Annotated in this window: 13 protein-coding genes and 3 tRNA genes; 11 read left to right on the top strand and 5 right to left on the bottom strand. The window is 35.6% G+C overall.

Going from position 1 to position 14,983, the window contains the following annotated elements; translation table 11 throughout:
* The 5 genes from BALCAV_RS10180 (at nucleotide 1) to BALCAV_RS10160 (ending at nucleotide 5,032) form a co-directional block, all read left to right on the top strand.
* Entirely contained in the window at nucleotides 1-1,059 is a 1,059-nt protein-coding gene (locus BALCAV_RS10180) for a Gfo/Idh/MocA family protein (RefSeq protein ID WP_003322132.1), read from the top strand.
* A complete protein-coding gene (locus BALCAV_RS10175) occupies nucleotides 1,056-1,760 on the top strand; it encodes an N-acetyltransferase (RefSeq protein ID WP_003322133.1) in 705 nt (234 codons plus the stop codon). The genes BALCAV_RS10180 and BALCAV_RS10175 overlap by 4 nt, the downstream gene beginning before the upstream one ends.
* A 24-nt stretch (nucleotides 1,761-1,784) precedes the next feature.
* Nucleotides 1,785-2,894 carry a glycosyltransferase gene (locus tag BALCAV_RS10170; protein ID WP_003322134.1) on the top strand — a complete coding sequence of 370 codons (1,110 nt, stop codon included), beginning with the start codon at nucleotides 1,785-1,787 and terminating at the stop codon, nucleotides 2,892-2,894.
* Nucleotides 2,895-3,090: 196 nt separating this feature from the next.
* A complete protein-coding gene (locus BALCAV_RS10165) occupies nucleotides 3,091-4,035 on the top strand; it encodes a glycosyltransferase family protein (RefSeq protein WP_003322135.1) in 945 nt (314 codons plus the stop codon).
* A 55-nt stretch (nucleotides 4,036-4,090) separates the two neighbouring features.
* A complete protein-coding gene (locus tag BALCAV_RS10160) occupies nucleotides 4,091-5,032 on the top strand; it encodes an NAD-dependent epimerase/dehydratase family protein (protein WP_003322136.1) in 942 nt (313 codons plus the stop codon).
* A gap of 56 nt (nucleotides 5,033-5,088) precedes the next feature.
* On the opposite strand, the gene BALCAV_RS22055 is transcribed toward BALCAV_RS10160, so the two are convergent.
* Both BALCAV_RS22055 and BALCAV_RS21165 read right to left on the bottom strand, forming a co-directional pair.
* The gene (locus BALCAV_RS22055) at nucleotides 5,089-5,328 is read right to left on the bottom strand and encodes a glycosyltransferase (RefSeq protein WP_152563042.1); all 240 of its coding nucleotides are present in this window, start codon (nucleotides 5,326-5,328) and stop codon (nucleotides 5,089-5,091) included.
* Nucleotides 5,329-5,686: 358 nt separating this feature from the next.
* Nucleotides 5,687-6,130 (bottom strand): hypothetical protein, encoded by a 444-nt coding sequence (locus BALCAV_RS21165; protein WP_052044365.1) that lies wholly within the window; start codon nucleotides 6,128-6,130, stop codon nucleotides 5,687-5,689.
* 166 nt (nucleotides 6,131-6,296) lie between these two features.
* Here BALCAV_RS21165 and BALCAV_RS10150 point away from each other — a divergent pair, with 166 nt between their 5' ends.
* Complete coding sequence (locus tag BALCAV_RS10150; RefSeq protein WP_003322140.1) at nucleotides 6,297-7,391, top strand: DegT/DnrJ/EryC1/StrS family aminotransferase; 1,095 nt, start codon at nucleotides 6,297-6,299, stop codon at nucleotides 7,389-7,391.
* Nucleotides 7,392-7,515: 124 nt separating this feature from the next.
* A complete protein-coding gene (locus BALCAV_RS10145) occupies nucleotides 7,516-8,766 on the top strand; it encodes a nucleotide sugar dehydrogenase (RefSeq protein WP_003322141.1) in 1,251 nt (416 codons plus the stop codon).
* A gap of 264 nt (nucleotides 8,767-9,030) precedes the next feature.
* Here BALCAV_RS10145 and BALCAV_RS10140 read toward each other — a convergent pair whose 3' ends face one another.
* From BALCAV_RS10140 to BALCAV_RS10130, 3 genes are all read right to left on the bottom strand, one after another.
* A complete protein-coding gene (locus tag BALCAV_RS10140) occupies nucleotides 9,031-9,675 on the bottom strand; it encodes an HD domain-containing protein (protein WP_003322142.1) in 645 nt (214 codons plus the stop codon).
* 20 nt (nucleotides 9,676-9,695) lie between these two features.
* Nucleotides 9,696-12,026: an ATP-dependent helicase gene (locus BALCAV_RS10135; protein ID WP_003322143.1), complete on the bottom strand. Its 2,331-nt coding sequence runs from the start codon at nucleotides 12,024-12,026 to the stop codon at nucleotides 9,696-9,698.
* A 171-nt stretch (nucleotides 12,027-12,197) separates the two neighbouring features.
* A tRNA-Gln gene (locus BALCAV_RS10130) sits at nucleotides 12,198-12,269 on the bottom strand.
* A gap of 109 nt (nucleotides 12,270-12,378) precedes the next feature.
* On the opposite strand from BALCAV_RS10130, the gene comGA reads away from it, so the two are divergent.
* From comGA to BALCAV_RS10110, 4 genes are all read left to right on the top strand, one after another.
* Nucleotides 12,379-13,422: a competence type IV pilus ATPase ComGA gene (comGA, locus tag BALCAV_RS10125; protein WP_003322144.1), complete on the top strand. Its 1,044-nt coding sequence runs from the start codon at nucleotides 12,379-12,381 to the stop codon at nucleotides 13,420-13,422.
* Nucleotides 13,419-14,462 carry a competence type IV pilus assembly protein ComGB gene (gene comGB / locus BALCAV_RS10120; protein ID WP_160173404.1) on the top strand — a complete coding sequence of 348 codons (1,044 nt, stop codon included), beginning with the start codon at nucleotides 13,419-13,421 and terminating at the stop codon, nucleotides 14,460-14,462. The genes comGA and comGB overlap by 4 nt, the downstream gene beginning before the upstream one ends.
* A gap of 120 nt (nucleotides 14,463-14,582) precedes the next feature.
* Nucleotides 14,583-14,658: transfer RNA gene (locus BALCAV_RS10115), tRNA-Ala, on the top strand.
* A gap of 37 nt (nucleotides 14,659-14,695) precedes the next feature.
* Nucleotides 14,696-14,788 (top strand) — tRNA-Ser (locus BALCAV_RS10110).
* Nucleotides 14,789-14,983 lie beyond the last annotated feature (195 nt).

Below are 14,983 nucleotides of genomic sequence, written 5' to 3'. Positions count from 1 at the left end.
TTGAAACTTGGAATCATTGGATGTGGTCGGATTACAGAGAAGCATTGCCAAACGATAGATCAGTTAAAGGAACTTACAGTCGTTGCTCTAAGTGATTTATCAAGTGAGAGAATGAATCTTATTAGAAGTCATTTAAAAAATACTTCAAATTTGATTTTAATGCATAAAAAATATGAAGAAATGCTTTCTAATCAGAATATAGATCTTGTTTTAATTGCTACTTCGTCAGGCTTTCATGCCGAAATAGCTGAAAAAGCTTTAAAAGCAGGGAAACATGTTTTAGTTGAAAAGCCATTAACCTTATCTTTAAAAGAAACGAGTGATTTAACAGAGCTTGCTAAGAAGAGAGGGTGCTATCTATTTGTCTGTTATCAGCTCCGTTTTTTGACTTCGATGTTAAAAATAAAAGAAGTGTTGAAGCAAGGGTTATTAGGTGAAATCATTTATGGGGTAGGAACAATCGAAATTAATCGTTCAAAAGATTATTATGAGCAGGCTGCTTGGCGAGGTACTTGGAAACATGATGGGGGAATGCTTATTAATCAGGGCATTCATATGGTTGATTTATTAACGTGGTTTATGGGGGACTTAGAAAGTGTTCAAGGTGAGATAAAAAGGGTCCATGAATATAAAGAAACGGAGGATGTGGCCATTGGGATATTAAAATTTAAAAATGGTTCAACAGGGGTCATTGAAGCAAATTCGATTGCTTTACCAAATAACAGGGGATATTCGCTAAAATTATTTGCTGAGAAAGGAACGGTTGTAATTCGTGGTCAGAAGCTTGACGAGGTTGAGCGTTTTATCATTAACGGTCATGAGGAAGTCCCAATTGAAGGTTTGGATCATGATGGATTAGAACAAGTGAGAATGTATAAGGCATGTCTTGATTGTATAGCCGGAAGAAAGTCAGAATTTGTTGCTGATGGGGAAGAGTCAATACGTGCTTTGGAAACGATTTTTGCTTTATATCGTTCGGCATTAAATCAGGAAGTTGTTCAGTTACCATTAGAAGATTTTCAGACAGGTGAAATGAGTGCTTGGGAGGGTTCAAAATGAATGTTGATCCAACTGTTCAAATAGGAGATGAAGTTGAAATTGGTCAATGCGTAATCATTGAGGAAAATGTCAAAATTGGTAAGGGAGTCAAAATTGGCCATCATTGTGTGATTAAAAAGGATACGATTATTCAAGATCATGTCCGAATTGAAGATTTATCGATTTTAGGAAAATTACCTTCATCAAATAAAAAAATGGCGAGGAAACCTGAAGCTCATTTAGCACCGCTTATTATCGGAAGTCATACATTGATAGGAGCACAAGTGACTCTTTACCGTGGCAGTGAGATTGGTAATCATGCGTTTATTGCTGATCAATCTAGCATTAGAGAACAAGTAAAAATCGGCCAACAGACGATTGTTGGTCGACAAGTTATCATCGAACCAAATACAACGATAGGGGAAAAAACGACAATTCAAACAGGTTCTTATATTACGGCGGATACTGTGATTGAAGAGCACGTTTTTATTGGGCCGTGTTGTTCGATGTCCAATGATAAATATATGGCTTCTGGAAAAGGGAAACATACAGGACCGAGAATTCGTAAAGGAGCCAAACTTGGCAATCATGCGACTTTGTTGCCTAATATCGAAATCGGAGAAGAAGCGGTGGTTGGGGCTGGTGCTGTTGTGACAAAGGATGTGGCGTCACGGTCAACAGTCGTCGGCAATCCAGCCAAATTATTAAAAAGGGAGCCGTAGTATTCTAGAGTGAGGGGGAGAGTTGTGGTAACGATTAGTTTATGTATGATTGTTAAAAATGAAGAAGAAGTATTAGCAAGAGGATTGGATACGGTCAAAGATATTGTTGATGAAATTAATATTGTCGATACAGGGTCGACCGATCGAACTGTTGAAATTGCTAAACAATATACAGATCGAGTCTTCTTTTACGAGTGGACAGGAAATTTTGCCGCAGCAAGAAACGAATCTTTTAAATATGCCACAAAAGATTATATTTTATATTTAGATGCTGATGATGTTTTATTAAAAGAAGATCAAAAGAAACTGAAGGAATTAAAGAAAACGTTAAATCTATCAGTTGATTCTGTATCGATGTTTTATAATGCTGGGATGGATCAGTATGGGAATGTGACGCTTAGGTATAGAAGAAATCGTTTAGTAAAGAGAGAGAATAACTTTAAGTGGGAAGGGGATGTTCATAATTATTTAAATGTTTACGGAAAAATCATCAATTCAGATGTAGCCATTACTCATAAAAAACTAAAGCATTCAGTCAGTAGAAATCTGTCTATTTATAAAGAAAAGTTAGAAAGAGGAGATGTTTTTTCGGCTAGAGATTATTTCTATTATGGAAATGAACTAAGGGAAAACGGTTTTCCAAAAGAGGCGATAGAAGCATATGAAAAAAATATCGCCAAAAAAGATGGATGGAGCGAGGATAAATTTTATGCGTGTCTTAATAAAGCGGATTGCCATCGCCATTTAGGAGAACTGGATAAAGAGTTAGAATCGCTTTTTCAGTCTTTTGCTTTTTCTAAAACACCGAGGCCGGAAGTCTGTAGTCGTATTGGGTACCATAATCAGCAAAAAGGAGAATATGAGCATGCTGTCTACTGGTATGAGCAGGCAATTGAATTAAAGCCAGATTTAAATCAGTGGAGCTTTAGCTATCCTGCCTATTCGACCTGGTATCCTCATTTACAGCTATGTGTATGTTACGACAAGCTTGGTAATTATAACAAATCTTATTATCATAATGAAAAGGCAGGAGAGTATCGTCCGGAAGATCCATCTGTATTGCATAATAAAGCTTATTTAGAGAGCAAATTAGGAAGTAAAAAGAAAAAGGTTAAAAGCAAAAAAAGAAAGTAGAGTCTTTTGGAATTGGCTAAAAAACTATCGACAATTGTTCGGTAGTTTTTTTCTAGTTTAAATATTTTTTTTAGTGTTTGTATCATGTTTGTGTCTTTTACCTTTTTAATATTGTAGCAGAATTCAACGTTTGTTCAATCGTTCTGTAAGTTTGTTGCATATACTATCTTATTAGTTTGCAAGGAGGGATAAGGTTTTGGGACAAAAGAAACTCGTTATTCTTATTTTAGTAAGGGAGTTTTGGAGGAAATTCCCTAAACATAAAAGTTTGTATGATTTACTAAAACCATTACAATATTTTGCCGATGTTTATTATTGGCATGAAGATGGTCATATACAAGATATTTTAAACAAATTTCCGAAACAACCGGATTTTATTTTACATTATGATAATGCCAATAGAAGTGCTCTTGCTCCAATTATTACAGGACTAGAGACGGTTTCGATTCCTAAGGGCTGTGTTGTCATTGATGAAAGAACGGACCAAAGCTTGCGACAAAGGTATTTTATTCACAATAAAATTGATTTAATTTTCTCCGTTACAAAAGCTCCATTTTTAAAAAGTTTTCCGCAATTTAAAGCGCAATTTAGATGGTTTCCTTTTTCGATTAACTCTCGTGTTTTTAAAGATTGGAAGCTGCCTAAAAATATTTCAGGTTTATTGATGGGGCATATTGATAGTAAATATCCTTTTAGAGCAAAGGTGTTAGAAGAAATGAGAGGTGTGGGAGGGTTTAAATATCATCCGCATATGTCTCCTGTGGATAAGGGGATTTTTGATGAACAATTTTCAAAGGAATTGAACCGTTCTAAGATTTTTTTTACATGTGGTTCGATTTATGAGTATCCTGTCCGAAAATTTTTTGAAGCTCTAGGTAGTCGGACATTATTACTGGCAGAGTACGTTCCTGATATAGAAGAGTTAGGGTTTATTGATGGAATTCATTATGTTGTTTGTACAAAAGACAATTTTAAAGAGAAGTATGAGTATTATTTGAAACATGAAGAAGAACGAAAAAAAATTATCGATCAAGGATATCAGTTTGTTCAGTGCCATCATACATCGATTCATCGTGCACATAAGATGGTACAAGATATTAAAGCTTTTATTCAATCAAAAAACAAAGATAATATAAATTAAATGGTTAATTTATCATATATTTAAATTCTTAAGTCTTTGGAATGAGGAGGTTATTATGAGGTTAGGTCATGTCTTAATCACAGGGGGAGCTGGTTTTATTGGTTCCCAATTAGTAAAAAGGATTTTGCCAGAAGCCGATAAAGTGACAATTATTGACGATTTGACGACTGGCAATGAACATTCAATTCCTAAGTCTAAAAAAATTCACTTTTATAACGACAGTATATTAAATGAAGAGTTGTTAGCCGTGATCTTACAAGATGTCGATTATGTTTTTCATGTGGCAGCAAGGAATCTAGTGATGTCGATGCAAGAACTAAAAAAAGATTTAGAAGTGAATACGTTAGGGACGTTAGTTTTATTAGAGCAAACTAAGTTACATGCCAAAAGGTTAAAGCGATTCGTTTATTCTTCCACATCATCTATTTATGGGGTGGCTACAAATTTTCCGACAAAAGAAAAGGAAAAAAACATTAACACACCATATGCGGCTAGTAAATACTGTGCTGAGCAATATGTCACTCTTTATCAGCAAAATTACGAACTCCCTTGTACAATTGTTCGCCTATCTAATGTTTTTGGACCAGGGCAGCTAGCATCAAATCCGTATTGTGGTGTTGTAGCAAAGTTTTTTGAAGCGATAAAGTCAAATGAACCACTTCAAATACATGGAAATGGTCTACAGACTAGAGACTTTACTTATATAGACGATGCAATTGAGGCTTTTTTGACAGTTGCCACAAATGAGCGGGCTATAGGGGAGATTTACAATGTTGGAACAGGGATTGAAACAACGATAAATGATTTAAGTAAAATTGTTACATCTATTTATCGTAAAAAAGATTATCCAGTGGTTTATGTAGAAAAAAGAGATGTCGATACCGTGGAGAGAAGACAACTTTCAATTAAAAAAATGAAAAAACACCTAAATTGGCGTCCTGAATTTAAAGTGGATGAGGGGCTAAAGTGTACGTTAGAGTGGTTAAATGAAAAATAAACAAAAGGCTGTCGCATGAGTCGTATTGACCTTATGAACAGCCTTTTTTGATCCGTTTAGAGAATAGATTTGTATATTTGAGTGATTCTATCTGTGTTTTTTAAAATATCGTGATTTTTTTCAACATATGCTCTTGATTTTAGTCCGATTTGCGGTAAGGCATCAAGATTGTTTAAAGTGTTTTTTATAACATGATAAATGTTACTAGGGTTTGCTGAAATAATAGGTAAATCAGGGTGATAATTTTTTTTCATATAGTCACTAATATAGCAAATCACTGGTTTGGCCATCGCCATCGATTCAATCGCAAAGAGACCATAACTTCCGATGTGTAGCTGATCAATAATTAAATCAGCTTTTTGATAAATGGCTTTTGCTTGCTCGTGGGAGAGTCCTGTAACTAATTGAAAATCAAAATCGTATTCAAGCTTTAATTTATCGATTGCTTCTATAACGAACGAGGAGCCTTTAATATATGCATTTGTTGGTGCATGAACAACAAGAGGTTTTTTGTTTTTTCTTTGATAATCGGCTTATACTGTTCAAGATCAACCATTGATGGGACAATAAATGTTTTTTCATAATAATTTTTTGTGTATCGCAACAATTCATGATCAGGCACGATGCAGTATTTGATTTTAGTCGATAAATATTCTAATTTTTTTTGAATGGGCTAAAGTCATTTACCTTAATTTTTGCATAAGGGTTTACTGCTTTAGCGGTTTCTAAGTCTCGTACTTCGCTTCCCCAATGATGCATGAGCATAGGTTTATTCAGATGGTTTAAGATTTCAACGTCGGTTAAGTCAGGGAAGAGTGTAGTTGAAAAATGAAAGTGAAAAATATCAAAATTTGGAATGAGTGATTCTATAATTTTTTTTCTAAGTGGAGTAGTGTTAGGTAGTTTGAAATCATTTAATTGAAAATCGTCTACGTAATTTAAATACGATTGATAATAATTAAGTGTACGACCATTAATACCTTTTGCATGAAGCCCTTTAGCTATACTTGACATTTGGTTGGCAATTTCCATCGTTCCTAGAAGTACATTTTTATTTTGTAAAGAAGCTTTTCTACTGTTTCTATTTGAATTTCTCATTTTTTACCTCTTTCCAATGGCTATTAATATTTTATTATATGAACAATTTTCATTTTTGTTTGGGTAACCCATGACGAATGGACGTACAAATTAAGCTCAAATCGCATATGATAAACCGTTCAGTCAAGAATGTGTATTCATTGTTTAGAGCGAGAGGGTGAAGAATTTGATCTCAATAATACAAGTTGACAGGCAATTTAAAAGTTTAAAAAAGGAAATTTTAGCAGCGGTCGAAAATGTCATTGATAGTGGTCAATATATATTAGGTGTGGAAGGAAAACAATTTGAAAAAGAAGTTTGTCAGTACTTAAACATTGCACATGCGATTAATGTTGGCAATGGAACGGACGCTCTTGTATTAGCTTTAAGGGCACTTGATGTTGGGGTTGGTGATGAAGTAATGACGACTCCATTTACATTTTTTGCGACGGCAGAGGCGATTTCAAGAGTGGGGGCAACGCCAGTATTTGTGGACATCGATCCAAAAACATATAATATTGATCCAACGTTAATTGAGGATAAAGTAACGGCTCGAACAAAAGCGATTATTCCTGTTCATTTATTTGGTCAGGCTTGTGAGATGGATAAAATAAAACAAGTGGCGACTAAACACCACTTATATATCATTGAAGATGCGTGCCAAGCTTTTGGGGTTGAGTTAAATGGCGAAAAAGTTGGGACGATAGGAGATATTGGTTGCTATTCATTTTTTCCAACGAAAAACCTATCATCAATTGGTGACGGGGGATTAATTGTGACAAAAGATGAAAAAATCGCAAATAGGGTAAAGAAGCTAAGACACCATGGCAGTGAGAAAAAATATTATCACGATGAAATTGGTTATAATAGTCGGCTTGATGAAATTCATGCAGCTATCTTGAGAATCTGCTTAACAAAAATAGATGAATGGAATGGTTTAAGGGTAGAAAAAGCAAAAAAATATTCTGTAGTGGAGCATTTCAATGGTTTTTCCATACCAACTTCTAAAGGTAGTAAGACCCACGGCTATCATTTATATTGTATTGAACATCCAAAAAGAAATGAAGTCATTCATTATATGGAGAGTAAAGGAATAGGCTCCGGTATTTATTACCCATTACCTCTACATCTGCAAAAAGTCTATCAAAAATTAGGTTATCAAGTCGGCGACCTACCTATTGCAGAAGAGAAGGCAAAAAGATTACTAGCTTTACCAATGCATCCTTATTTAACAATTGCTGAACAAGAAGCAGTGATTGAAATATTGAGGGCGTATCAATAGTAGAGTGTTTATACTAAATGTATGTTAAAAAACCCCATTTTTCTATCTGGCCCTTACCAAAGAGTAAACCTCTTCATAAACATACAACATACGTGTTTATGTGTTTGGAAAGGAGTATAAAGAAATGGAGAGTAAAATAGCCATTATCGGATTAGGCTATGTTGGATTGCCATTAGCTATACTGTGCCACCAAAAAGGGTTCGATGTACTTGGGATTGATATAGATGATAGTAAAATATTAGCTTTAAATAAAGGCCATTCCTATTTAAGTGATCTTTCAGATGATGAGATTAAAGAAGTCGTTCAATCTCCTTTATTTAATTATTCAAATGATTATTCTTTACTTCGGGGAGTAGAAACGATTGTTATTTGTGTTCCGACTCCTTTAATTAATCATTCTGAACCAAATCTTTCTTTTTTAAAAAATACCTTTCATTCTATGATTCCTCATTTGCAGAAAGAGCAATTAATCGTTGTGGAGAGTTCAACATACCCTGGAACAACCGAAGAGGTTCTAAAACCATTAATAGAAAATGCGGGTTGGGAGATTGGTGATAATCTATTTTTAGGATATTCACCTGAAAGAATCGATCCTGGAAATAAAAAGTATTCATTAGAAAATATTCCAAAAGTTATTAGTGGAGTGACAAGTCAGTGCCTAGAGAGGTTAACAGAAGTTTACCAAAAGCTCTTTCATGAACTTGTCCCTGTTAAAAATACTAGAATTGCAGAGATGACAAAAATTGTCGAGAATACCCAGCGGTTTATTAATATCTCTTTTATGAATGAGCTAAGCCAAATCAGTCATCATTTACAAGTAGATATTTGGGATGTTATTAAGGCAGCTTCTACAAAACCGTATGGATTTACGCCGTACTATCCAGGTCCAGGAATTGGAGGACATTGTATCCCGGTTGATCCATTGTATCTTAAATGGAAAGCAGATGAACTGAAAATCAATACAGAATTTATAAATCTTGCTAAAAAAATCAACGATAACCAACCTGAATATATTGTAAAAAGAGTTCTAGATATTATCGGAAAGAAAGTTGGGAATGTGTTAGTGATTGGGTTGTCTTATAAAAAAGATATAAATGATATGAGAGAGTCAGCAGCTATTCCTGTTTTTCAAACGTTAATGGAAAGAGGAGTTAAAGTCGATTACCATGACCCATTCTTAAAGCAAATCGAATTGAATAATCAAGTTTATAAGCACCGAATCTTATCAGCTAAAATGATAGCTGACTATGATTGTGTCGTTATTTTAACGGAGCATACAAATATTGATTATGAATTAATCAAACAAGAGGCAAAGATCATTTTTGATACGAGAAATATTTATAATGAGAATGAGCCACATATTTTTAAGTTATAAGGCCAATTAGTAAAAATTCACCGCTCTCCAAAGTCATGCTCCGCGTCAATCGCCTGGAGTCGAACTCAGGAGCGGTGAACATACCTCTCACTTTATAAAAAGAAAAACAAGTGGGTCCTTCATATAACCCATCACAAAGATTCCGAAAGAATATGGACTCGTTTTCTATTTACTATAGCTAGTTATGTCCCCGCCTCTTTTTCCTTTTTATTTTTTTGTGAGAATGTAAGGCTTTCTAAATGAATAATGAAGAAGAACCTCTCTTTATACCCCTTCCCACTCCCGATAAAACTGCTCCAAAAATTCTTCCATAAACAAATGTCTTTTTTCGGCTTCTTCTTTTGCGCTTTCAGTATTCATTAAGTCTTTTAATTTAAATAGTTTCTCATAAAAATGATGGACGGCTGAAGATTTGCCGTTACGGTATTCTTCTAATGTCATATTATCGCGTACAGCAATCGTCGGATCATACATGGCTTGGCCTTTTTGTCCAGAATAAGTAAAGGCTCTAGCAATTCCAATCGCTCCAATCGCATCTAATCGGTCAGCGTCTTGAACAACCTTTGCTTCGATCGTCCGAAGTAATTGTCCGTTTCCAGCTTTAAAAGAAATCGACTGAATGATATCAAAGATAAGTGCTTGCTCCTCGGGAGTTACTTGGATGGAGTCGAGCCATTCTTTTATCGAATTTAAGGCTTTTTCTTCATTTTCTATTAATTTATCATCGGCTATATCGTGGAGTAATGAAGCCATCGTGACGATAAAAAGATCGGCTTGTTCTTTATTGGCAAGGACAATGGCTTGGTTTGTCACTCGTTTAATGTGATACCAATCATGTCCACTTTTCTCATCGAATAATTGCTCTTTTACCCATATTTCTGTTTTATTGATCATCTCTGTATGGTTCATTATCTCTTTTCTACCTCTCTTTAAGTGTTCAAGCTACTAGCTTTTGATATCATTTTTTGTGCTTCTCTTACAAATCGAGAACGTTGTGTTTGTTTACCGCGACGCATCATTGGAACGGATATAGATAAGGATTGAACCGCTCTTGTAATCGCCACATACATTAGTCTTCTTTCCTCTTCCAAAGGGTTGTCATTGCCTTCTCGCCATGCTTCAAGGGCATAATCATGGGGCAAGTTTCCTTCAACAGTACCTAACAAATAAACATGGTCATACTCTAATCCCTTAGCCCTATGGATGGTCATTAATTGGATCGCTTCTTTGGACGGGGGAAGTGACTTGATTTCTGTGTATTTGGCTATCATATGGTCAACATGTTCCAAAAAAGAGGAAATTGTTTCATGTTGTCTTGCCGCTACTTTTAAGTCCCTAACATCATCAGAACCGCGCTCCATCTTATTGCCCTCGTTGCCTTGTTTTTTGATATAGTCTTTTAAACCCATTTCAGACTCTATATACTGAATCGCTTTTTCAGGTGGCATTTTTCTTAGGGTTTGAAACTGTTTCGGTAATGCTTTTAACTTCTTCAATTGAAAAGGTAGTAGATTTTCTACATAAGAAAAAGCTTCAACTAATGTGCAGTCATGTGTAATGCTATATGCTTTTACATCTTGAACGACATTTTGTTTCAAAAATAAGGCACTTGTCATATCAGGGACGGCCTTCATATCATCTTCGTTTTGAGCCAATCTTAAGTAAGCCAAAATTTTACGAATGGTTTTACGGTTATAAAAGGATTCACCGTCACTTTCAATGACAAAAGGAAGACTGGAGTCAATTAATCGTTCAAATAAAGCTCTTGCATGCGTATTTGTTCGATATAAGATCGCAAAATCGGCAGGTCTTGCCCCGGATTCGATTCGTTTTTTTATATCGTTCACAATCATCGTTGCTTCTTCTTCCTCATCATAAGGATAAAAAAGGGTCGGATAGTTTTCAATGTGGTACTGAGCTTTTAATGTCTTTTTGAATCGTTTCCGGTTTGTGGCAATAACTTTGTTAGCGACTGAGACGATCGAATGATTGGAACGATAATTCTCATTTAGAATGATTTTTTTAGCTGATTGATAGTTTTGTTGGAAGGAAAGAATATAGTCTGGATCACTACCTCTAAAGCCATAAATCGATTGGTCGTCATCACCAACAACACAAAGATTATTTGATTTTTCCGTAAGCATTGTTATGATTTCCGCTTGGACTTTGTTAATATCCTGGAATTCATCGATCGAAACATAATTAAATCTTTGTTGATAACGAGCCCTTAAATGCTCATCTGATTTTAGTAGCTCATAACAACCGATTAACATATCATCAAAGTCAAACATTTGTTCATTTGTTCTTTTTTCTTCGTATCTTTTATATAGATATTGAACTTTTTCTTCCCATTGATCCGCTGCTTTTACTTGGTCAGGGGAAATTAAATGGTTTTTCCACCAACTTATTTGAGTTAATGCTTGGTCATAAGCAAAGTCTTTTTCATCAATATCAATTTCACGACCCGCTTCTTTTATTAATTTGTCCCTTTGCCAATCCATTTTTAACAATTTACTAGAATGCCAACGGTCGGGGTGATGGTGTAACAAAATTTTATAGAAGATACTATGAAACGTCCCGACCATTAATTGTTTAAGTGTTTGTTTCGAAAGGTTTGGATAAATTTCCATTCTAGCTTTCATTTCTTTTGCTGCTTTGGCTGTAAACGTGACGAGAATCATTTCTTTTGGAGAAATTTGCTTAACGGTTAACATATAAGCAGCTCTAGTCGTAAGTACTCTCGTTTTTCCACTTCCTGCACCTGCCAAAATGAGGAGAGGCCCCTCCGTTGTTTCAACAGCGGACCATTGATTATCATCTAAATAGATACCGTTGTTTTGTAAGAGGCTTCTATATTCTGATTGATAAGTCATGGTTGTTGACTTAGTAGGTTGAAAATCAGGAATCATCGTTAACGGCTCAGGTTTTTTCCAACTCGAATCATAGGTTTCGCTTGTTTGAGCGATAGAACGGTTTTGTGGGATTGAAAACCCATTTAACGCTTGTTCTTGTTTTTTCGGTTCTTCTTTTTTAGTAGAATATTTTTTTTCGAACGCATTCACTTCATCGACACAACTTAGAGTTGTGGGAGGGTGAAGGAATTGGGCCGGTTCTTCTATACTTAATTGTAGACGCATTTTTTCGCCACAATGAATACAAGTTAACGCCCCTTTAATACCTGCCTTATATAGTTGTTGCCATTCTGAACGATCAATAGTAGGCAAATGAATCACTCGTTTATGATAATAGGCAGTTTGCATGAACATCATCTCCTACAAACTAGCTTCTTTATTTTCCATCTTTATCGTAGCAAATTTTATATAAAAGGTGGAGTTTTTATTTTTTTCAATAGGGTAGCAGCGATTGATTTTGGACATAAAAAAAGACTGCCCAATGGTCTTAGCGACCTTTTGTTGCAGTCTTATTAATCACTGGGCTAGCTGGATTCGAACCAACGCATGACGGAATCAAAATCCGTTGCCTTACCGCTTGGCCATAGCCCACTGGTAAAATGTATTATAACCTAACATTCTCTTTTCATGCAAGATGAAGAGGATTATTTTACTAAATGTCGAATTTAACCGTAGAAAGATTAGAATGGAGGAATCAATATTGTACGAAGTCGAGCAATTGAGTCAAAATCTAATAAAAGAAGCGATTGTTAATCAAGCATCTGATTTACATGTCATTCCGACTAGTCAAGGTTACTTAGTGCAAATGCGTATTCACGGACAAATTAAATCAGTTAAACGATTACCGAGCAAACAAGCCGAAAGATTGATTAGTCATTTGAAATATCAATCAGGAATGGATATTGGAGAACGGAGAAAATCGCAAAGTTCGATGTTGCCTTTTGTTGAACAAAACCATAAGTATACATTACGTCTTTCCACCCTACCTGCTACCCCTTCTGAAAGTTTAGCGATTCGTATATCGAAACAAAACAGTTCCACAATGATTCAAAACCTCCCACTTTTACCAAAACAGCTTCCTTCATTATTCCAAGCGCTTCATTACACATATGGACTTTTGTTAATTACCGGGCCAACAGGTTCTGGCAAAACAACAACCCTATATTCCTTATTAAATGAGTTTATTTCGAAAAAGAACAGAAGGGTCATTTCGATTGAAGACCCGATTGAACAATCGATTGAACAGGCGGTACAAATTCAAATAAATGAAAAAGCAGGAATCACATTTGAAAGTGGATTACATTCGATCCTGAGGCATGACCCTGACGTTATTGTCATTGGGGAGATTCGTGACAAACAAACCGCCAAGTTGGCATTACGTTCAGCTTTAACGGGTCATTATGTGCTTGGCACTTTGCATACACATGACTGTTATTCGGCGATTATTCGTTTATTAGATTTTGGATTAACCCGTGCTGAGTTAGCGGAAGCGACACGAATGATTATGACACAACGACTTTTTTTACCAACTTGTCGTTATTGCGAACGAGAGCGAGCACAGGAATGTAGTCATTTTCTTTATAGAGGAAGAAAGGCGGTATACGAAACTCTTTTTGCAGAACGTTTGAGGGAAACGATATTGAATCAAGAGGTTCCGTATCGAAAATTGCGAAATGAAGTGAGGTTAGCATGGTCATTAGGCTATTTAGAGGAAGAGGAAATAGAAAGGCAGGGGCTATGGTGAAAAATAGAATAAGATTAAGAAAAAATCACCAAGCATTAGTGAACCAGCTTGCTCGTATTGCTCAATTGCTTGAACAAGGTTATCCACTTACAATCGCTCTTTCTTTTATAAAGTTACATGCTTCGATTGAACATCAACAGTTGTATGCGAAGGTTGAAGAAGATTTGAAAGCAGGTGTAAGTGTTTCGGAAGCGTTTGAAGTTTTTGCTCTACCAAACGATGTATTATCGTTTATTTATTTTTATGAGCAACAAGGAGATTTAGCAAAAGCTTTTAAACAAGCAAGCGACCTTTACAGAAAGAAAGAGAAAACGAAAAAGGAGCTATCAAAAATTTTACGTTATCCACTTGTTTTAATTTGGATTACGGTTTTGATGAGTTTAATGCTCCAGCAATTCATAGCCCCGCATCTAACGCAAATGTTCTTGAGTTTCCAAGGCACTCCGCCATTTATTACGTCCCTCTTTTTTTTAGTGATTGATTTCATGCCTCTATTTAGTGTCTCCCTTATTGGAACTGTATTTGTTATCGGAATATACTATCTTTATGTGATTAAAAAATCGAATGCCTCTAGAAAAATGAACCTTCTTTTAAAAATCCCCCTTATTAAATCATTTATGAAACAAATATTAACTTACTTTTTTGCTTTGCAGTTAGGGCATTTATTGGAATCTGGTATGTCTGTTCGTCATGCGTTGAGTATTTTTGAGAATCAGCATTATTTATCTTTTTTTCGTGAGGAGGTTAGCTTAATAAAATCGGAGCTCATTCAAGGCCATTCTTTATTTGAAATTATGAGTACACGGACTTTTTTTATGAATGAGCTTGCATTAGTAATTGAAAATGGTGAGAGAACAGGGTACTTAGGTAAAGACTTGCAATCGTATAGTGAATTATTATTTTTTGACTTGGAAGATAAAATTCAAAAGCTGTTTGCAATGATTCAACCAGCATTTTTTATTTTGATGGGTGGCTTTGTATTATTTCTGTTTTTAGCGGTAATGCTACCAATGTTTACGTTAATCGGAACGTTAAATTAATGGGGTAAATCAGCATTGGAAAAAATTTTATAGAAATTTTTTAAAAAAAGTATTGCAGGTTACAAATGTTTCGTGGTATAGTAATAAACGTCGCTGAGACATCAATGAATTAAGCGATATGGGGCCTTAGCTCAGCTGGGAGAGCGCCTGCTTTGCACGCAGGAGGTCAGCGGTTCGATCCCGCTAGGCTCCACCATGGAATATTACATATTACATATTATATATTCTAACGCGGAGGAATACCCAAGTCCGGCTGAAGGGATCGGTCTTGAAAACCGACAGGCGGGTTAAACCGCGCGGGGGTTCGAATCCCTCTTCCTCCGCCATATTTACTTCAGCACTTAATGGCTTTAAACCGACGCGGGGTGGAGCAACGAGCATTACATCAACGAGTAATCTCCGAGTAACATCGACGCAACAAACAACGAAGCATATTTAGAAGAGGAAGATGTCCTCATCATAGAGAAACATCATCCATTAACTTTATAACGACGCGGGGTGGAGCAACGAGCATTACATCA

Origin of the sequence: Alkalihalobacillus alcalophilus ATCC 27647 = CGMCC 1.3604 (assembly GCF_000292245.2) — a bacterium.
GTDB lineage: Bacteria > Bacillota > Bacilli > Bacillales > Bacillaceae_D > Alkalihalobacillus > Alkalihalobacillus alcalophilus.
Note: the sequence above shows the minus strand (reverse complement) of the source record. Positions and strands in the feature narration are given on the sequence as shown.

What these genes read in the sequence shown, in the direction of transcription:
- BALCAV_RS10175 (WP_003322133.1), top strand. Translation starts at nt 1,056, where the DNA reads ATGAATGTTGATCCAACTGTTCAAATAGGAGATGAAGTTGAAATTGGT.
- BALCAV_RS10160 (WP_003322136.1), top strand. Translation starts at nt 4,091, where the DNA reads ATGAGGTTAGGTCATGTCTTAATCACAGGGGGAGCTGGTTTTATTGGT.
- BALCAV_RS22055 (WP_152563042.1), bottom strand. Translation starts at nt 5,328, where the DNA reads ATGGCGATGGCCAAACCAGTGATTTGCTATATTAGTGACTATATGAAA.
- BALCAV_RS21165 (WP_052044365.1), bottom strand. Translation starts at nt 6,130, where the DNA reads ATGAGAAATTCAAATAGAAACAGTAGAAAAGCTTCTTTACAAAATAAA.
- BALCAV_RS10145 (WP_003322141.1), top strand. Translation starts at nt 7,516, where the DNA reads ATGGAGAGTAAAATAGCCATTATCGGATTAGGCTATGTTGGATTGCCA.
- BALCAV_RS10140 (WP_003322142.1), bottom strand. Translation starts at nt 9,675, where the DNA reads ATGAACCATACAGAGATGATCAATAAAACAGAAATATGGGTAAAAGAG.
- BALCAV_RS10135 (WP_003322143.1), bottom strand. Translation starts at nt 12,026, where the DNA reads ATGCAAACTGCCTATTATCATAAACGAGTGATTCATTTGCCTACTATT.